Origin of the sequence: Alcaligenes ammonioxydans (assembly GCF_019343455.1) — a bacterium.
GTDB lineage: Bacteria > Pseudomonadota > Gammaproteobacteria > Burkholderiales > Burkholderiaceae_B > Alcaligenes > Alcaligenes ammonioxydans.
The window spans coordinates 455073-474924 of sequence record NZ_CP049362.1 but is presented as its reverse complement, the minus strand read 5'-3'; the positions used below and the strand labels follow the sequence as shown (position 1 = coordinate 474924).

General features: G+C 52.0%; 15 protein-coding genes, 3 pseudogenes and 1 other annotated feature. Of the genes and pseudogenes, 9 read left to right on the top strand and 9 right to left on the bottom strand.

Annotation, left to right across the window (positions count from 1 at the left end):
- Positions 1–27: 27 nt before the first annotated feature.
- The 4 genes from FE795_RS02140 to FE795_RS02125 are packed head-to-tail and all read left to right on the top strand — an operon-like array spanning position 28 to position 5309.
- Positions 28–1308: a tyrosine-type recombinase/integrase gene (locus FE795_RS02140; protein ID WP_013743912.1), complete on the top strand. Its 1281-nt coding sequence runs from the start codon at positions 28–30 to the stop codon at positions 1306–1308.
- Complete coding sequence (locus FE795_RS02135; protein WP_013743911.1) at positions 1301–2842, top strand: site-specific integrase; 1542 nt, start codon at positions 1301–1303, stop codon at positions 2840–2842. Before FE795_RS02140 ends, FE795_RS02135 begins: the two co-directional genes overlap by 8 nt.
- A complete protein-coding gene (locus FE795_RS02130) occupies positions 2835–4844 on the top strand; it encodes an integrase (protein WP_013743910.1) in 2010 nt (669 codons plus the stop codon). The genes FE795_RS02135 and FE795_RS02130 overlap by 8 nt, the downstream gene beginning before the upstream one ends.
- A gap of 36 nt (positions 4845–4880) precedes the next feature.
- Positions 4881–5309, top strand: a complete 429-nt coding sequence (locus tag FE795_RS02125) for a hypothetical protein (RefSeq protein ID WP_041682769.1) — start codon at positions 4881–4883, stop codon at positions 5307–5309.
- 777 nt (positions 5310–6086) lie between these two features.
- Here FE795_RS02125 and FE795_RS17435 read toward each other — a convergent pair.
- The 3 genes and pseudogenes from FE795_RS17435 to FE795_RS02110 all read right to left on the bottom strand — a co-directional run.
- Positions 6087–7034 (bottom strand): annotated as a pseudogene (locus FE795_RS17435) (IS3 family transposase); the annotation flags it as partial.
- Positions 6921–7037: a sequence feature (AL1L pseudoknot), on the bottom strand. (Overlaps the previous pseudogene by 114 nt.)
- A 9-nt stretch (positions 7038–7046) precedes the next feature.
- Positions 7047–8204, bottom strand: a complete 1158-nt coding sequence (locus FE795_RS17430) for an IS30 family transposase (RefSeq protein WP_219235562.1) — start codon at positions 8202–8204, stop codon at positions 7047–7049.
- A gap of 64 nt (positions 8205–8268) precedes the next feature.
- Positions 8269–8544: pseudogene (locus FE795_RS02110) on the bottom strand (transposase); the annotation flags it as partial.
- Between the two features lie 141 nt (positions 8545–8685).
- Here FE795_RS02110 and FE795_RS02105 point away from each other — a divergent pair.
- From FE795_RS02105 to FE795_RS02095, 3 genes and pseudogenes are all read left to right on the top strand, one after another.
- A complete protein-coding gene (locus tag FE795_RS02105) occupies positions 8686–10263 on the top strand; it encodes an integrase (RefSeq protein ID WP_228129190.1) in 1578 nt (525 codons plus the stop codon).
- On the top strand, positions 10253–10732 hold the full coding sequence (locus FE795_RS02100; RefSeq protein ID WP_228129189.1) for a hypothetical protein: 480 nt from the start codon (positions 10253–10255) through the stop codon (positions 10730–10732). The genes FE795_RS02105 and FE795_RS02100 overlap by 11 nt, the downstream gene beginning before the upstream one ends.
- A 195-nt stretch (positions 10733–10927) precedes the next feature.
- A pseudogene (locus FE795_RS02095) lies at positions 10928–11167 on the top strand (integrase core domain-containing protein); the annotation flags it as partial.
- Between the two features lie 232 nt (positions 11168–11399).
- Here the strand turns inward: FE795_RS02095 and FE795_RS02090 are convergent.
- The 6 genes from FE795_RS02090 to FE795_RS02065 all read right to left on the bottom strand — a co-directional run bounded on the left by FE795_RS02090 (position 11400) and on the right by FE795_RS02065 (position 16882).
- A complete protein-coding gene (locus tag FE795_RS02090; RefSeq protein WP_013743899.1) occupies positions 11400–12269 on the bottom strand; it encodes a LysR family transcriptional regulator in 870 nt (289 codons plus the stop codon).
- A 4-nt stretch (positions 12270–12273) separates the two neighbouring features.
- Positions 12274–13275 (bottom strand): phosphonate dehydrogenase, encoded by a 1002-nt coding sequence (locus FE795_RS02085; RefSeq protein ID WP_026485313.1) that lies wholly within the window; start codon positions 13273–13275, stop codon positions 12274–12276.
- 19 nt (positions 13276–13294) lie between these two features.
- Positions 13295–14095, bottom strand: a complete 801-nt coding sequence (gene phnC, locus FE795_RS02080; RefSeq protein ID WP_086069209.1) for a phosphonate ABC transporter ATP-binding protein — start codon at positions 14093–14095, stop codon at positions 13295–13297.
- Positions 14096–14128: 33 nt separating this feature from the next.
- Entirely contained in the window at positions 14129–14977 is an 849-nt protein-coding gene (gene phnE, locus FE795_RS02075; RefSeq protein WP_219235560.1) for a phosphonate ABC transporter, permease protein PhnE, read from the bottom strand.
- 123 nt (positions 14978–15100) lie between these two features.
- Entirely contained in the window at positions 15101–15997 is an 897-nt protein-coding gene (locus tag FE795_RS02070) for a phosphate/phosphite/phosphonate ABC transporter substrate-binding protein (RefSeq protein ID WP_013743894.1), read from the bottom strand.
- Between the two features lie 24 nt (positions 15998–16021).
- Positions 16022–16882, bottom strand: a complete 861-nt coding sequence (locus FE795_RS02065; RefSeq protein WP_003118418.1) for a phytanoyl-CoA dioxygenase family protein — start codon at positions 16880–16882, stop codon at positions 16022–16024.
- Positions 16883–17199: 317 nt separating this feature from the next.
- On the opposite strand from FE795_RS02065, the gene FE795_RS02060 reads away from it, so the two are divergent.
- Complete coding sequence (locus FE795_RS02060; protein ID WP_121739573.1) at positions 17200–17427, top strand: SRPBCC domain-containing protein; 228 nt, start codon at positions 17200–17202, stop codon at positions 17425–17427.
- 440 nt (positions 17428–17867) lie between these two features.
- A complete protein-coding gene (locus FE795_RS02055) occupies positions 17868–19844 on the top strand; it encodes a site-specific DNA-methyltransferase (protein ID WP_230406239.1) in 1977 nt (658 codons plus the stop codon).
- Positions 19845–19852: the final 8 nt, after the last annotated feature.

Here is a 19852-nt window from a genome sequence, read left to right as displayed (position 1 = left end):
TTATCGAAAGGACAACCTCTTAAACATATGCAAGCAAGGTCTTATCGTGTCGTAATGGTGGTTAAAGCAGATGGGGAGCGCTTCCCCCTGCTGACACGTGATGGCATGCCCTTGTGGGCTACCACGCTGTATAGCCTGACGGAGCTGCGCGCAAAGAATAGAGCAACCAAAACGCTTGAGGCGCATCTGCGGGCTCTGGCGCTCTTCTATGTATTCCTTGATCAGCACGGGATTGATCTTGATTACAGAATTTCTGAAGGCGAGACGCTTCACATGCATGAGGTGGATGAGCTGATTCAAAATTGCAGGCTGCAAATGCGCGAGGCCTATCAAAACAACGCTGCTGCAGATTCTTTGTCTCCGGGGTTTCGAATAGGCAATTTGGAACGGTTTAGAAAAAGCCCCGATATGCGTCGGCAGAAAAGCGTTGTTCCACATTTGGCGGCTACGCGCATACAGGCAATCTGTAACTATTTTGAGTGGCTGATGCTCGACAGGATAGACCGAATTAGGGCTAATCCAAATTTACGTCAGATGCTAGAAACATCCTTTCAGCGTACCTTAAATGCGCTGAGAGCACGGAGTCCCAGAATTGATCTGCGTGGGAAGGTCCTAGAGCGAGAAGGGCTTAGCCTTGAGGCACAGAGGCGATTATTGGAAGTTATTGATCCTTGGTTTCCGGGAAATCCTTGGCGCAACTGGGGTGCAAAAGTACGCAATCAACTAATCATCGAGTGGTTGTATCGCCTGGGGGTGCGCAGAGGAGAGTTGCTGGGAATTCGCATTGGTGATATAGATTTTCGAAAGGGGCAGGTCACGATTCACAGGAGGGCCGATGACAAACAGGACCCCAGGAAAAATCAGCCAAATGTAAAAACAAAGGCTCGGGTGCTGAGCGTTGATCAAGATTTATTGAAAAAAACGCAGGAATATATCATGAACTTTAGGCGCAGATTGGAGGGCGCTCGAAGGCATGATTTCTTATTTGTCACAGTGGATACCGGAAAGCCAATTTCCATCCCCGCGTTCGACAAAATTTTCAAGGTGCTTAGAAGCAGCGGAAATGATCTGCCTGTACTGCTATTTGCTCATCTTCTTCGTCACACATGGAATGACAATTTTTCACGGCAAATGGATAAAAATGAAGTGCCCGAGGACAAAGAGAGAAAATATCGATCCTACCTCATGGGATGGTCTGAAACCTCTGGAACAGCCGCTACGTATACGAGACGGCATACGAGAAAGGTAGCAGAAAAAATATCCCTGTCGATGCAGGCTCGTGTAATCGGTGGAGGCCGTGATGCATAGTACAGCCATATCTCACGTTAACAATGTGGATTCTGGCCTTCTTCCCGAGATTGCGTATTCGCGTTCCGGTGTTGCGTTTAATCCGCGAGAGGGAGTGTGGAAATTCAGGGATGCCGTGAATGATGTTCGTCTGAACTTCGACGATCTTCCAATATCTGATTTACTAAAGACGAGCTTAAAGAAAACGTTGCTTTGGTATATGCAAGACCGAGCCTCATCATCAGCAATGTCGCATTTAGGTGGGTTTCGTAAATTTTGTATATTTGTTAGAGAAAATACAAGCTCGATACTGGAGTCGATTGATGAGAATGCATTGATTAGCTATCGAGCAAGCTTGCCTGTAAGCAAGAAATGGCAGTTTGGGGTGCTGTCGACATTGCTTAGGAAATGGGTGGGCTTGAACCTTCCTGGTGTGACGGAGGTTGCCGCTAAACTGCTGTCCGATTTAAGGAATCCAGGAATGCAGAAGGGGAAATCTATCCTTAATTCTGATCCTATCCATGGCCCTTTGAATGACATAGAGTTTCAGATGGTGTCCTCTGCCATGAAGAAGACATACGAAGATAAAACCCTACAGCTATCCGACTATGCCCTGCTTCTGCTGGTAATGGGGTTAGGGCAAAGGCCTGTCCAGTATGCCTCTCTCAAGGTTTGCGATGTTTGTCGTATTGAGACCGAGCATGGACTAATAAGCTACCTGCTGAGAATGCCTCGTGCAAAACAGAGATTGCAATTGGCGAGGTCGCAGTTCACAAATAAGCTGCTCAATCCCGAGTTGGGAGGGTATGTGTGGGCTCATGCTGAGGAGGTGAGGAAAAAATATTCTATTTTTATCAGTGATGTAGAAGAGTGTCCTCTCTTTCCCGATCCATTGCATGCACGGCATAATTATTTGCCTGGTTTTGAGCTTCATCAGACATCACAGGAACTAGGTGCACACCTCACGAAAATAGCAAATCGTCTGCGGGTGATTTCGCCACGTACCGGAAAATTCATAAATCTAACGACGTACCGTTTCCGTCGCACAACAGGGACGCGAGCTGCGCAGGAGGGCTATGGCGAGTTAGCGATTGCCGCACTGTTGGATCACACAGATACACAGAATGTTGGTGTGTATATTGAAGCGCTGCCCGATATCGTTAAGCGCATTGACAAAGCAATAGCGTTGTATATCGCGCCTCTGGCACAAGCGTTTGCTGGGAAACTTGTGGATCGAGAACAGGACGCTGAGCGTGGCGGTGACCCCAGCAGCAGAATTACGAGTCCGGTTATCGACGCCAAACCCATGGGGAGCTGCGGTAGCTACGGATTCTGCAAGGCGTTGGCTCCCCTGGCTTGTTACACCTGCGGCGACTTTCAACCTTGGCGGGAGGGGCCTCACGAAGCCGTCTTAGACTATTTGTTGGCCGAACGAGAGCGTTTGGGCAAGTCAGCAGATATGCGTATAGCTGCAGTTGAGGATCAAACCATTTATGCGGTGGCTGAGGTGATCCTATTGTGTCGTAAGCAGTTGCAGGGTGATAGAAATGGCTGAGATTATCGTTTTTCAACCTCGCCCTGAATTGGATGCCGCTCAGAATATGCGAGGATTTATAACTTCCTGTCGAGACCTGTTGACGGTGTTTGGCACGGATTTGGATTTTGATGCTTTGGTTTGGGACGTGACGGAGTATCTGGAAATTAAGGGACGCGGAAAGAAAAGGCATCGATTGATATTCTCGACATTGGAAACTATGGAACAGTCAGATCCTCAACCTTTTAGTGAGCCATTTCTGTCTTTTTCTAAGTCGTATATCCGCTATATGCACGGAGTCAGGCCGACAAAAAATATTGCCTTCCGTTTGGCAGCTTTGCGTGCTTTGCATTCTGCATTGAACGAGTCTAGCAGTTGCAATCCTGTGCACCTTAAGCCGATACATTTTAATCGTGCAGGTCAAATGATTAGCGAGAGATACAAGATGACCACGGCATACAGAATTGCCGGTCAACTGGAAATGGCCGCAGATTTCCTGTCAGAAAATACACTAACCTCAGTCAGGTTTTCCTGGAGGAACAGTCTTCCTCGGCCTGGTGATGCTGTTAGGATTGGTAAAGAGTTTGAAGTCAAGAGGCTGCAGAAAATACCGTCGCAGGAGGCGTTGGATGCATTACCGAAAATTTTTCGGATGGCGTTGAGCCCTCCAGATGTGCTGTTTTCGTCCGTGGCTGCAATCCTATGTGCAGCTCCAGATCGCGTTAATGAAGTGTTGTCTTTAGCGCATGATTGTGAGGTGTGGGAGAAGGGAACGGGTGACGATGATCTTGTGTATGGCTTGAGGTGGAGTGGCAGCAAGGGAACTGGGGAGATAACTAAGTGGCTAATTCCCTCTATGGCTTCCGTAGTGCAAGAGGCGATTGAGAAAATTCGCCGTGTTACATCAGAAGCACGAACCATTGCGATATGGTACGAAGAGAATCCTCACGGCTTATATTTGCCAGACGAGATGGAATATTTACGAAACAAAGATTTATCCATGCTCGAAGTGGCCGATATAATCGGGTTGTCCGGTGCTGAGAGTTCGTCGCGTCAATGGTGCAAAAATAATAAAGTGTCCCTTATCAGTATGGGTACAGGATATGTAGCGCGGTTTTCTGATGTTGAGAGGGCGATATTGAGATATCTGCCGGCTTCATTTCCTTATGTAGATCATGGGCATTCCTTGAGGTTTAGTGACGCGCTATTCGTTGTTCAGCGTAATGGAATGCACATGCAGCGGGGGACGTATCGTTGCATGATTGAACCTGTCACGATAGATCAAATTAATTCAGGATTTGGCTCAAGAGTTAGGCATGGCTTTCCGTCAATTTTTACTCGACTGGGATTTGCTGCGCTGGATGGCTCCCCTCTAAAGGTTACCAGTCATCAGTTTAGGCATTATTTGAATACATTAGCCCAAAGCGGCGGCATGAGTCAGCTCGATATTGCAAAGTGGTCGGGCCGAATTGATATCCGACAAAACGAGGTGTATGACCACATGTCGGCTCAAGATATGTTGGCTCAGATACGTGAGGCGGCTGGAAACGAGAAAAATATAAGTGGGTCGCTAGCTAAAATCTCCCCTAACATGCCTGTTTCACGAGAAGACTTTGTGAAGTTAAGGTTTCCCACCGCACATACGACTGATCTCGGCTTTTGCGTACATGATTTCACGATGAGTCCCTGTTCGCTGCATCGAGATTGCATTCATTGCGAAGATTTAGTCTGTATTAAGGGCGATGAGAGTCAGGGCATGCGTGTACGAAAAATGCTGGATGAGTCTCGTGCCCTTCTTAAGATAGCTCAAGAAGGGGAGAGCGAGGGCTATGCAGGTAGCAATCGCTGGATAGAGCATCAAAAATCCACAGTTGAGCGTCTTTCGATGCTATGCGCTTTGGTGGAAAACCCAAAAATCAGACAGGGGGCAGTATTGCCACTTTCCCTGATGCAGAAGAAAGTGCTAATTGAAAAGGAAGGTACGTCTGTTTCTCGGATCTCCTTTTCTCCTAAATCGCGCTAGCTAATTGATAGGGAAAACGTCTGACGAGCGATTGATATGGCAGAAAAGAAGCGAGCTAAAAACCTTTCGGAATCGGATATCGACAGGATCGTAGATATTCTTGATGGTTGGAGTGGCACTCCCCTAACTTGGAGCTTTTTAATTGACGAAATCGAGCGGAAACTATTTCGGCGCTACACTAGGCAGGCATTAAATCGCTACCATAGGATTAAATTGGCATATGCAGTAAGCAAAGAACGTCACCTGCCTCAGGCATATGAAAATGAGTTGTTGCATCCCGAACTCAGGGTGGCGCTTGAGCAAATAGAAAAATTAACTGCACAGAACCGGAGATTGGAAGAGGAAAACCAGCAGCTTTTGGAACAGTTCGCACGCTGGGCATATAACGCATATCAGGCTGGGATAAGCGAGGCGCAGTTAAATCGAGATCTGCCCCCGGTTAACCGAGGTCAAACAACGCGATAAATCGGAGTATTTTTCAGTAGCTTTGCGTCGATTGCGGGGGCAGGTATGACCATTGATGTAGCGGCACTGAGGCTACGTGAGAATGGCGAAAAGCACCCAATGATCCTCGATATATTGCAGAAATGCCGTACGAATTCGCGTTCAACCGAGACTTGGGGGGATCGCTTTGAGTGTCTGATGTGAGCCCTTTTGACGCTTAATCCTCAGTATTTGTCGATTTTGAGGCGCTATCGACCGTTGATTACTTGACGGGAGAGCTTAGGGATGCCGCAGGTTGCTTACAGGCCTATAATACTGTATAAATATACAGTATTATAGGCCTGTGTTTGTGAGCTGCAACGCATCTATAGATCAGACCCTGGCAATTTGACGTCTGGACGTCAAATTGCTATGCTTAAGCGCTATGGAGGAAGGTATGTTGCGTAATGCCCCTGGGAGTGTACGAGATTCGATCGTGGAGTTTCTGTCCACAACGACGAGCGCATCAATTCACGACATTCAGGAAGCCGTCGAGTCTCGGATTGGTAATGTCTCAGCATCCTCGGTGCGCTCCTACCTTAATCTCAATGTGCCTGGGGTTTTCGAGCGCGTGGGTAGAGGGACCTACCGGCTGACTGGTCAAGTGAGCCAGCCTACGGCCGACGTGTCCGACATTCCGATTTTTCGGCATGGACTTGCAACGCTGTACCACGCAGACTGTTTTGACTGGCTTAGGGAGCAACCCTCGCAGTCGGTACATGAACCGCCCCGGGTTCCGTGGAGGCTGGTTGGTTTAAGTTAGACCTTGAGGGCGACCTTTTTAGTCAGTTGCCGATAATAATTTTCTTCGGCTTCTGCCGGTGGAATATACCCGATTGGCTCCAGCAGTCGGTGATGATTGAACCATGACACCCATTCCAGAGTAGCCAGTTCGACCGATGCCTTGGTTTTCCAAGGGCCTCGACGGTGGATCACTTCGGCCTTGTATAAGCCGTTAATAGTCTCTGCCAAGGCGTTGTCGTAGCTGTCTCCACGACTACCCACCGAGGGCTCGATACCGACCTCAGCGAGTCGCTCTGTGTACCGGATAGAGACGTATTGGGAACCCCGGTCACTGTGATGCACCAGACCATCGGTCTGCGCCGGTTGACGGTCGTACAACGCCTGCTCCAACGCATCGAGCACGAAGTCGGTATGCATGGAACTGCTGACACGCCAGCCCACGATACGGCGGGCAAACACGTCAATCACGAAGGCCACGTACAACCAGCCTTGCCAGGTCGATACGTACGTGAAGTCCGATACCCACAGCTGATTAGGACGGTCGGCTTTGAACTGCCGATTCACGTGGTCCAGTGGGCATGGTGCCGACGTGTCGGCTACGGTGGTGCGAACCGACTTGCCGCGCCTGGCTCCCTGGATGCCCATACGTTGCATCAACCGCGCCACCGTGCAGCGTGCCACGGCGTGCTCTTCACGGTGCAACTGACGCCAGACCTTATCGGCCCCGTAGACCCTCATGTTCCTCTCCCAAACCCGCTGAATCTCAGGCATCAGAACCGCATCTCGCTTGGCGCGTGCACACAGTAGCTGCGGATTCCTTTTTTGTGCGGCATAACGTCGGTAGCCTGACGGGGCAATCTGCAAGACCTTGCAAAGTGGCTCGACCCCGTAAGTTTCCCGATGCTCGTCAATAAACCGTCGGATTACTTCAATCGGCGGTCGAGCTCCGCCTGGGCAAAAAAAGCGCTGGTAGGTTCAATTGGTGGTTGCAACAGCCTCTCTTAGTTTATCGGCCGGGGACCTGAAGCCCAAGGTCTTTCTAGGCCTCTCATTGAGCAATGCTGCGATTCTGTTCAGTTCGGCTTGCGAGTATTGATCGAGCTGCGTGCCGTGCGGCAAGTACTGACGGACAAGTCGGTTCGTGTTTTCGTTGGTACCCCGTTGCCAAGGACTTCGCGGATCGCAAAAGTAGACCTTTACGTCCGTGGCAATGGTGAAGTCCTTGTGGTTTGCCAATTCCATGCCCCGATCCCAGGTAAGCGACTTGCGCAGGTGCTGCGGAAGCCGTTTCACTTCGCGCTTCAGGCCCGCCACAACGCTCACCGTATCTTTTCCCTTCACCTTGACGAGAATCGTAAATCGCGAACGCCGTTCGACCAAGGTGGCAATATGGGTATTATTGGCGCCGCTGACCAGATCTCCCTCCCAATGGCCCGGTATTGCTCGATCAGCCGCCTCAGGTGGTCGCTCGTGAATCGAGACCGCGTCAGAAATCTTACTGCGAGCGCCCTTTGTGCTGGAAAAACGCGAATGACGCATCTTCCGCTGAGTCCGCAAATGGTATTGCAGCTCCTTCTTCAGGACGCCACGGGCTTGCACAAACAAGCTGCGATAGATCGTCTCGTGAGACACGCGCATCGCCTTGTCATCAGAATATCGGATTTTAAGCCAGCCACTCACCTGCTGCGGAGACCAGTCCCGGTAAAGTTTGCGCTCGACCTCGTAACGCAATCGCCGGTTCTGTTCCAGTAAACAGCGCTTGGGGCGTAGAGCGGATTGTAAGGCTCTCTCATCGGCGTCGAGCGCTCGATACCGGCCTGTTCCGCCGTTACGCTCAATCTCACGAGAAATCGTCGAAGGCGCGCGATTTAATTGTCGGGCAATGGCTCGAATCGAAAGTCCCGCGCAGACACCACGGGAGATCTCTTCGCGTTCTCTCAAAGTCAATGCCCGCGGCGACCGCTTCCGGGCTACCGGGGTATACCCTCCGCATAGCCGAATCACGCCATAGATCGACCCTGCCGCTTTGCCTAAAGCCTTACCGATGCCAAGAAACGATTCTCCTGCCCGCCACCGTCGCCAAACCTCAGCCTTGCCTTCCGGTGTAAGCCCCGGCCGTCCCATTTGTGCCATTGGTGAACCCTCCATCATTCCATATTAATAGGAAGGTGTTGCAATGACCCCTTGAACCCACCCTCGCCAGTTTCAAGATTTCATTGGCTCGGCGCAACTCCTTGACCTCGCGCTCCAGTTCTTTGACACGCTCGCGCTCGGCGCTAGGCACCCCGTCGCGCACGCCGGAATCGATCTCATGCTTGCGCACCCATTCGTTCAGCGTTTGCGCCACACAGCCAATCTTAGGCGCAATCGATTCGATGGTCACCCACAGCGATGGATACTCGCCCCGGTGCTCCAGAACCATACGTACGGCACGCTCGCGCACCTCAGGGGAAAATTTGTTTTGCTTCTTCATAGCTCCATTTTCTCAGATGTTGGAGCCTCTACAAAACCCGGGGCGGTTCAGATGGCGGGCGAATGTTTCCAGGGTAGCGCTTTTGGTACTGGAAACCAAATTGAGCGAATTGCGTCTTTCTTAGAAAGGCACCGCCTTGTCATGATTCCATCCAATAACTGGCAGAATCCTATAAAACGACAACGGGATAGGGGCAGAGTCGGTAAGCAATTTGATGAGGAGCGCGCCGCAAAGTTGCCTTCGGAAGCGGCGTTAGAAGCGCTTCCGAAAGTCTTCCGGCTTGCAGATGAAACTCCCTACGTGCTGGTGTCATCTATTGCTGCAATCCTGTGCGCTGCTCCTGACCGAATTAATGAGGTCCTCCTTTTGTCCGTTGACTGTGAGGTACGGCAAAAGCAATCGGATGGATCGGAGGCCTATGGTCTTCGGTGGTGGCCTGCCAAGGGCGCTGACCCAATGGTGAAATGGATCGTTCCGTCCATGGTCGATGTGGTGGTAGACGCGATTGCGAAGATACGCAAACGCACAGATCACGCTCGTAATGTAGCGCGATGGTACGAAGAAAATCCGAATCAAGTTTATTTATCGACCGAGTTTGAATACTTGAGAGGGCAAGAGTACCTTAAGAACATTGAAGTCGGACGGGTTCTCTTCGGAAAGGACGTGGACCGGAGCATCATAAATTTGTGGTACCGGAACAAAAACATAAAGACAGCCACTATTGGCGGGGTACGGTGCTATCGCTTCGTTGATATTGAGCGCAATGTACTATCCATGCTCCCATTGCACGCTCCTTGGCTAAACAAGGATCTCGGTCTGAAGTATAGCGACGCACTCTTCACTGTATGTAGAAATGACCTAGCGGCGGATAAGGCTACTTGGCCTGGGGTTGTTGCGACAGTAAGCATCAACCAGGTGAACAACAGGCTGGGCCCGAAAACAGGCAGTCACCATGAAACCATCTTTAGTCGTTACGGATTTACAGAGCCTGACGGTAGCCCGATCAAGGTTACGACACACCAGTTCCGGCACTATCTAAATACACTGGCACAAGCGGGGGGGTTGAGCCAGCTCGATGTTGCCAAATGGTCCGGACGGAAGGACATTCGCGAAAATGCGACGTATGACCATGTGTCCGCTGATGAGCTAGTATTAAAGATTCGTGGTGCATTAGGGGATGACAGCCAGATGTTTGGCCCGTTGGCCAATCTTCCCAAGCGCATCGTAATTCACCGAGATGAATTCGCCCGCCTTAAAGTTCCGACTGCTCATACTACCGAATTCGGTGTGTGTATCCATGATTACACCATGGCTCCCTGCCAGCTACATGCTGACTGCCTCAATTGTTCTGAGCAGGTCTGCGTAAAAGGCGATGAGGTTCGGTCAGCCAGGATTCGGGATGAGCTGGTGACTGCTAGAGAGAATCTAGAGGCAGCCAAGCAGGCTCATGCTGACGGTTACTTTGGAGCTAGTCGGTGGGTAGACCATCACGAGCTGACGGTAAAAAGGCTGGCTCAATTGTGTGCCCTTCTTGATGACCCCAGTATTCCTCATGGTGCGGTCATCCAACTGTCAAACCTTCCTGTCCCGTCAAGAATCGAGCAAGCCAAAGTAGCTCGGGCCGCTTTAACGCACCGGCCGGAGCCCTCTCCTAGTGCGATTATATCGACTGAAACCATGCGCAACCTGATGCTCGCGATGGAGAAAAATGATGGCTAGAAATAGGCCGAAAGTTCGAGCACGTAACTTGGAAGACCAGGATATAGAAGCCATAGTTAGCATTCTCGACGGCTGGGAGGGGAAGCTTACTTGGGAATTACTCATTGAGATTGTCGAGCAACGACTTAACGCCCGATACACAAGACAAGCCCTAAATCAGCGGGTTCGCATAAAGCAGGCCTTCCAATTAACGAAGAGCCGCGTTGCAGGGCTTCCAAATGCTCGGTCAAAAAGCTCCCTTGGCTTGGGAGCTACAGAAGCACAGGCGCTTTTAGAACGTCTTGAGCGTATTGAGGCCGAAAATGCCCGGCTTAAGGTCGAGAACGAAAGACTGCTGGAGCAGTTTGTTGTGTGGGCTTACAACGCTAGCAACCGGGGCCTGGATGCCCAGTTGCTGAGCCAACCGCCGCCAAGAGTTCACCGAGATCAAACTAAACTCGGAGTTGTCCGAAAGGCTGCCAAGTTGTAGTTGACCTTACTGCGAGATTACGAGTTATTAATAAGCTTGTATGGGGCGATGCGGGCGTCGGTCTATGGCCCTGCACAGTACCAGCTCAATACCGTCTAATCTGTACCTGCGCAACCGATACCATCTCACAGCGAAGAGAGGCTCCGGCAGGCAAACTTCTGCTGAAGGAGTTAGCTTTTCGGTATCCCCGCTATGGGCAAGCCATGGCAGCACGGCACCACCGAAAGTTTCAATGGCAAACTGCGTGACGAGTGCTTCAGTCTGGAATGGTTTCGCAACCGGATCGAGGCCAGAATCGTCATCGCGGATTGGCGGCGCCATTACAACGAGGTACGACCGCATTCCAGCTTGGGCTACCTGACGCCGTTGCAAATGGCCCAAAGCTTGAGGAACTGTTTATCAATCCATGCCATTTCCCAAATGGCGGTGGTATGAAAAAACGGAGCAGGTCACTTTATCGGGATGAGAGGCTAGACTTCAAAGGTTTTGTCCTCAAAATTTCAAGAGCCAGTCGTTTGACTGGCTATTTTGTTTGTTGCCCTTGCCCATATCTTTCACTCCGTCGTAGCCGAAGCTGCCGTGGAAAGAATCGGTGTGGCGACGCCACAGCCCGAACTTCGGCGCCCAGGGTCGGCGGCGGCATTACAAGCCGAGCTCACAAGCCGATTTAGTGCGGACGGCTCAAAAGTATGTCGACGAAAGCAGCGATGGACGGATGCTTCAGCATGCCATTCCGAAACACGATGTAGATCTCCTTCCGGGGCGGATCGCCCTCAAAGGGAACCGTTGAAAACAAGACAAGTCGGGACTCGTTCTCGACGGACGCTTTCATCACGACTGATATCCCCAGTCCTGCCTGCACAGCACTTTTTACAGCGGCGGTACTGCCCAGTTGCAAGGAAACACTCAGCGTATTTGCCCGTGTACCGAGATACTGCCGAAGGACCCGTCCGGTGCCCGAGCCCGCCTCGCCTCCGATCAAGACTTGGTTTTCAAGCTGGTTCGGCCCAACACTCCGCATGCCCGCCCACGGATGCCCCAGCGGTACGATAAGTACCAGCTCTTCTCGTCGCCACAGCTTGGCAGCGAATCCCGGGCGCTCGTCCCATCTTTCGACGACAGCGATGTCCAGGTCGTAATTCTCTATGGTCCGCGCTATCGCCTCGTTTCTATCGATGACCACCTTGACTGAAAATGGCGTTCGCTCTTCAAACTCTTTTATATATGGCTGAAGCAAGTATATGCCCGTGTTAGAACTCGCACCAATCGTGATTTCATCTTTCTTTTCAAATAGAGTTCCGGCTTTACACGCCAGGTTGACGAGCTGTTGCGCATACGGCAAAAAAGTTTCACCCTCGGCTGTCAAGCTGCAACCGGCATTGCTTCGCACGATCACTTCCATCTTAAGCGACTCTTCAAGCTTCTTGATATGCTGCGTCACCGTCGACTGCGAAATGTCGAGTTGTTTTGCGGCGTCGCGGAAGCCCCCGGCTGCGACTACGGCCAGAAAACTCTCAACGTGATCGAGATTAATCACTCAGTCATCTCCCCGCTCCAACATGGTTGACCGCTCCGCGTGGAATGCGCCCTTGCAACGCTTCGAGGATACTGAGGGCGGCTTCACGCTCGATTTCCATCCGTACCGATTTGACCGCCGAACCCAGGTGAGGCGTAAAGAATGTGGGTAAAGCAGGATCAAGCAATTCGTCAGGAATAGAATGCGGCCTGTCGGGACGCGCCCATTCCTCCATCTCGAAGACGTCTGCGGCGTAACCGCCCAGATGCCCCGTCCGAAGCGCATGCACCACGGCCCGCTCATCTACGATGGAGCCGCGACAGGCATTGACGAGGTACGCACCGGGCTTCATGCGGTCTAATGCCCGAGCATTTATGGTGTGGTGGGTATCTGACGACATCGGCAGCATGGGAATGATGAAATCGCTTGTCGCCAATAGCTGGTCCAGCGATGTTCTGCTCGCATTCCATGCCCTTTCCGACTCTTGCGGCAAAGGCTGCGGATCCGTGTACTGAATTTGCATATCGAAGGCGGCCAGCCGCTTTGCGACCGCCCGCCCGACCGCTCCCGTCCCAATGATGCCGGCGGTTTTACCCGTCAAACCTGTGCCATAAAACCGCGGGGTCCAACCATTGAACTGGCGTGATCGAATGTAATTATCACCTTGCAGCATATTCCGTGTGATGCTCAGCAACAGGCCAATCGTTAGTTCAGCTGTGGGACTCGTAAGCAAATCAGGAACAATCGTAAACCAAATCCCATGGCGGGTACATGCCTCGACATCAAAGTTGTCATATCCTTTAAGCGCGGCGCCGATGACCTTCAGATTGGGGCACGCGGATAGAAAATCCGCATCTATGCTATCCGGCATAAACACCATCATCCCGTCCGCATCATTGGTGCGCAACAGTACCTCTTCCCGCGACATGGTTGAATCGGACTGATTGGAAATTACTTCAGCGGCGGTCTCAAGGAGGGCCAGCGTGTCAGGGTGGATTCGATGCGTTGTTACGATTCTTGGTTTCATGGGACCTCTGAGGAACGAACTACGCGACATGCCGCTGCAACGGCTCGTCTCTGTCGCTGTGTACGGCACGCTGCTGATAAATGGATCGTATCTTTTGCATCATGCCTTGATTATTCGGTTGGTTAGCCATATTCAAACTGATTCGCCCATCCCGCAATCCCACGACTCGATCAGACACTTCAAGTGCCAGGTCTACCTGGTGCAGGCTGCACAGGACCGCGACATTAAGATCTGTAGCCGCGGCTTTCAGCGTTTGCAGAACCGAGCGCGCCGTCAGCGGATCGAGGCTGGAGACGGGTTCGTCCGCAATAATAATCTTGGGCTTCTGCGCCAAGGCTCGCGCTATCGCAATACGCTGTTGCTGACCGCCTGACAGCAGTTGCGTAGGCGTGTTTGCATAATCGAGCATGCCGACCCGGTCCAGACATTCGAACGCGAGCACTTTGTCAGCCCGGCTGAAGCTTTTCAATGTGACGCGCCAAATGGGCATCTCTGCCAGACGCGCACCCAATACATTCTCGAGTGCTGAGAACCTTTTCACCAGGTGCAGTTGTTGGAACACGAACCCGATCTGGCCACGTACTGCCCGCAGACGCGCCGGAGACAGTTCATGTATGGATTCTCCGAGCGCCACGATAGAACCGGAGTCAATCGGCTCAAGGCCAGTGAGACATCGGAAAAGCGTCGACTTCCCTGCCCCGCTTGTGCCGAGCAAGGCAACCATTGAGCCGTGACGTACTTCGAAGTCAATCGATTCCAGGACAACTTTATTGCCGTATGACTTACCGACATTCTTTAACTGCAACGCTACATCTTTCATTGCGAACCGCCCTTCCAGTAATACGTGAAGCAATCAGTTATTCGCAGGGAGAGTTTCGAATCCCTCGCGTTTTGTGTCCAATATCAAGTACCTGAGCCGGTCACTGATGAAATCGATTGCCGACACCATCAGCAATACAACCGCCAGTACCGTAATCATCTTGTTGAATTCCAACAAGTCCACAGTATCTTTCAGGGTCTGCCCAATTCCACCTGCGCCTACGATGCCCAGTACTGTGGACGTTCTGACACTGAATTCCCAAATGTATAGAACGCTCGCGATCAGGTGCGGCATAACATCCGGGATCAGACCGTAGCGGATAATCTTTGCCCTGCTGGCACCGGTCAAGGCGAGCGCATCCAATGGCCCTTGGTCAACGGGCTCGATGGCTTCAGCAAACATTTTGCCGATTGCCCCTACCATGTGGAAAGTAATGGCCAGTACGCCGGAGAACGGACCGAAGCCCACTGCTGCTACAAATACAAGTGCATAGACAAATGTCTCCGTGCCGCGGCTGGCGTTCAAGATGGCGCGGGATACCCGATAGGTCCACTTGTTCGGACAGGTATTACGCGCAGCCATGAGTGCCAGCGGAAATGCCATGATTGTGGCGAATATCGTGCCAATCGTCGCCATGGCGAGCGTCTCGCCAGCCCCTTTTAGAATGACGTCCAGGTCGCTCAGGTCGGGTGGAAACATCTGCACGACGAATGACCATAGTCTCGGTAAACCGGCGCCTAGCTTCTGGAATTCTATCTGACACACGTACCAGGCCACTGCCAGCAAACTGAGTACTACGACCGACGTTGCAAAATGCTGCTTTCTCCTGGCTACGTCCCTCTTGACATTAGCCAGCATGACTTCTTCGATTCGCTGATTCATTGGTTCATCCTCTGTGGTATCGCGATGCGCGCCCGTATGTTCGTGCAGCGGAGACAAGGAGCTGGCGTGCGTCAGTCCACCTTGTCGTCCGCTGCCCTCATCCAAGAACGGACCCCTCGTGCTTTATAGTTTTCCCAGGATGCGGCCGGCGTCTTCGATTACCTTGTAATCGCTGTGCTTTGCCTTCACGAAGCCGTTATAGCCCGAGCCCATCAGCGACTGTGCTTTCTCTTCGGACAAGGACGTCAGTATTTCCGTGATGCGCGCTTTCAGAGCAGGATCAAAATCCTTCGGCACGGATATCGCGTCGTTCGGCAGCTTGCTGGATTCCCACACGATCTTGGACTTCGAAGGATCGATTTGACCCGCTTCGATCATCCCGTTCCGGCCCCGATCCATATCGGATCCGAGGTCGATCAGTCCGTGCTGAATCTGTGATTCGTTCTGGCCAAACGTGGCACCTTCACGATATTCAAAATAGCTCGCAGGGTCGATGCCGATGCTCTTGAAGTACGCCATCGGGATGAGCCAGCCAGAAGTGTTGCCCTGATCACTGAGTGACAGCTTCAAACCCTTCGCGTCCTCGGGCCATTTTTTGATCGGCAGATCGGCGCGACCGACAATGAGGGCTTTGTAGAACGGCTCCCCGCGGTACTTGGCCGTTGCAAGCACTTCGGTGCCGGCCTTTTTATTCGACAAGACATAGCCCCAGGGTCCGAGCCAGCCCACATCGACATGGCCATTTGTCATTGCCACAGATATTGCCGCCCAGCTTTCCGGGGAGACGATTTCATAGGTCGCGCCGAGCTGGTCGGCGAGATACTTGAATATCGGCTCAAACTCTTTGATGGTCTGGCTAGGCGTTGGACGCACCGGCGCAATTGCAAAACGCAGGTGAAGTTTACCATTGACAACCTCAGCTGCCTGCGCGGGTGTGCACACTATGATTGTGGCGATAAAGGCAAGAATGGCGCGCGTTAACGCCTTCTTGAATTTCGAAAACAGAGTAAAAACTTGCATTATGAGCTCAGTGAGTTAAAGACTTCAGTAGTACTTTTGAGTCAAAGCTCGTTGACTTTCAAAGATGCGATCACCGTACATCGACAACGGATACGGGACAGTCAAAGGGAGTTCCACCATGCGCGGGAATACGGTGGATCGGCCAGAGACCATGAGGCTTTCATAATCCCCATAGTTGCCACAGCCCAGAAGTGGCCAGGCATCAGCCGCGGCATAGCCGATGAGCAGAAAACGCCGCCTGATCGTTGAGTGGTTTGGGCCTGAACCATGAAGGGTCCGGACGTGATGCAACGTGACAGTTCCTACGGGTCCCGTCAGTAACTCCCCTTCTGTCGGGTCGAGCGCTTCGTCCCAGTTGGAGCGAGAGATCGCGTGGCAAAACTCGCCCGTCTCGACGTTCCGGTGGTCGTACACTTTTCCTTTGTGGGAGCCTGGCAAGCATGCCATCGCGCCATTTTTCTCACTTGTCTCGTCGAGGAAAATTCCGAGAGTAAGAAAATCATCGTTTGTGTGGGGATAGAATGCCCAGTCCTGATGCCACTGGACTGGCGCGCCTGATGGCGGCTTGAAGTTGATTTTGCTATTGTGCAAACGGATGTTTTCGCCCAGGAAATGCCGAAGCAAATCGACGATTTTTTCCGACCTGACCAAAGAATCTATTGCATCGAAATAAAGGTGAGGATTCTCGACGCGACGCAGTAGCTTCGTCGTCTCGCCATTCTTCTTTTCGAACTGGTAAGTCTCATTGTCCGAAGCTACGCCAATAGCTCCCAATTCAATTTGCTTGACGTCTTCAAGAATCTTCGCTACTTCCTCCGCGGAGAAAAAGCTTTCAATCTTCGTATATCCCTTGTCGAGATATTCGCGTTGCTGCTCTGCAAACATGGTGATGCTCCGAGGTCTTCCAACGAATAATCGGGAGGGCAAACTGCGGCTCCTTCCGGCATGCTGATTCGATCATGTAATCAATAAGTAACTTTGATCTACAGATCGATCATGAAAGGATGGTAGATCGTCGGTATGACATAGGCATGACAGCGGGACGCGGAATGCAACACAGAAGGATGGTCGCAGCGCCTGGCAAGCGCCGCCCGTGTCGCTTTCTGCCTACGTCACAATAGGCCTTTGCACGATAATATCTGCTGTTCACCCCCGCAAATGGCAGTGAACAACCCGCTGCCACCAAACTGGAGAGAGCCGCTATGCAACTCACCGTCGAGACGAACGTACGAGCCCCGATTGAACGGGTGTGGGAGGCGTACACCACACCCGACGAGATAATTCGCTGGAATGCGGCCTCAGATGACTGGCACACCACCAGGGCCATTGTGGAGGAGTGCATGCGGTGCCATCAGTGGCGGTCGCTCAGAGGACGGCGCCGAGTATGTGACAGAGGCCATCCTTTACTTGGAGGATTCCAATCCGCATGACAATCGAGCCGTTCGAGTGACTATTGAAGGACAGAGAGTAGGGTATCTGTCGCGACAGAATGCGCGCCTTTATCGAAAGCAATTAAAACAATTGGGCCATGCGCAGATCGTCTGTAAGTGTGATGCAATGATAGTCGGCGGGTGGCACCGTTCACCTGCGGATGCGGGGCACTTCGGTGTCAAGCTTGATCTGCCAGTTGTATAGTTCCTGCCTGTCCATTCAAGCCTATACGCTTCACGGGTTCGTGGAGGACTGTAAACAACCTCGTTGGTCGGTCGGCATTTGTTTACATAAACTTTTTCTCAGTGCTCTCCCTATTGAGAAAAGCCCCATTGTTGCTGGGGAAATTTAGAAGTTTACAAACTTAGGTATACATAACCGTTCTAGTAGGGCAGTTTTTGAGTACTGCTGAATCTTCAAATAATTTAGGAAATTGCCCATGGAGAAATTGAAAATGCACTCCCCTAACTTGACCGAAGACAACATCGCCCGCATTCGCGAGATGTTCCCAGGCTGCGTGACGGAAGCTGAGAGCGAAGATGGCAGCGTGAAGCTTGCGGTGGATTTTGATCAGCTTCGGCAGGAGCTGTCCGACGTTATCGTGGAAGGCCCGCAGGAGCGGTATCACCTCAACTGGCCGGGCAAGCGCGAGGCGCTGCTGACGGCCAATGCACCGATTGCCAAGACCCTACGCCCTTGCCGGGAAGAAAGCATTGATTTCGACACTACCCAGAACCTATTTATCGAAGGCGACAACCTGGATGCGTTGAAGCTGTTGCAGGAGACATATCTGGGAAAGGTCAAGATGATTTACATTGACCCGCCATACAACACGGGCAAAGACTTTATTTATAAAGACAGTTTTGCATCGGAGCAGATTACGTACGAAGAGTCCTCTGGCGAGCGCAGTGAAGAAGGTGCACGCCTAGTCGCCAATCCAGAAGGAAATGGCCGTTTTCATTCCAATTGGCTGACGATGATCGCGCCTCGCATCCGTCTTGCCAAAAATATGCTTGCACAGGATGGGGCTATCTTTGTTTCCTGCGATGAAGGTGAGCATCCCCGGTTACGTTTGCTGATGGATGAGGCTTTTGGTCAGTCGAACTTCGTCGCCGATATGGTCTGGGCTGCTGGACGAAAGAATGATTCAAGGCTTGTATCGGTATCGCACGAATACATCGTGTGTTATGCCCGCGATGTCGAGTACCTTCGTACGAAACAGGCCACATGGCGGCAGCGCAAGAAGGGACTCGACGAAATCTACGCGCAATATGAACGACTGAAGCGCCAGAACGGCAAGGACTACAAGGCAATGACCGAAGGCATGAAGGAGTGGTATCGGTCATTATCTGATAGTCATCCGTCCAAGGCGCACAAGCACTACGCGCATGTTGATGCGCGCGGCGTCTACTTCCCGGACAACATTTCATGGCCCGGAGGTGGCGGGCCGAAGTACGAAGTGCTTCATCCAGTAACCAAGAAGCCCGTCAAGATTCCTTCCAGAGGCTGGATGACCAGCGATCCCAAGCGTATGCAGGAATGGATCGACGATGACCGTGTGCATTTTGGTGATGATGAAAACGCTGTCCCCTGCATCAAGTCCTACCTGAAAGACAAGGAGCAGCAAACGCCTTACAGCGTGTTCTATCAAGATGGGCGTGCTGCATCCAAGCGCCTGCGCGCGCTGATGGATGGCGATCTGTTCGACTTCCCTAAAGACGAGCTTGTGCTTCAGGAAATCGTCGAAATGCTAACCGAGGGCGACGACATCGTGATCGATTTCTTCGCAGGCTCTTCAACGACGGCGCATTCGGTCATGCTGCAAAACGCTACCGACGGTGGCAACCGTCGTTTCGTGATGGTCCAGCTTGACGAAAAGGCAAATGAAGACTCAGCCGCATATAAGGCGGGCTTCAAGTCCATTCCGGAAGTTAGTCGTGAGCGCATTCGCCGGGCGGGCAAGAGCGTCATTAGTGGAGCTTGTCACGAAGGCTGGAACAAGGACATCGGCTTTCGCGTCCTAAAAATCGACACCTCCAACATGGCTGATGTCTACTATGCGCCCGATGCGCTAGACAAGGCCAACCTCGACCTGTTCGTAGACAACATCAAGCCCGACCGCACCGCAGAAGATCTACTCTTCCAAGTGATGTTGGACTGGGGCGTTGATCTTGCCCTGCCTATCGAAAAGAAAACCATCCAGGACAAAGAAGTGTTCTTTGTCGATGAGAACGCTCTGGCCGCCTGCTTCGACGCCCACGGTGGCATTGATGAAGACTTTGTCAAAGAACTGGCCAAGCATCAGCCGCTGCGCGTGGTGTTCCGCGATGCCGGGTTCAAGGACAGTGCGGTCAAGATCAATGTGGAACAGATCTTCAAGCTGCTCTCGCCGGGTACCGAAGTGAAGAGTATTTGAGAGCGAAC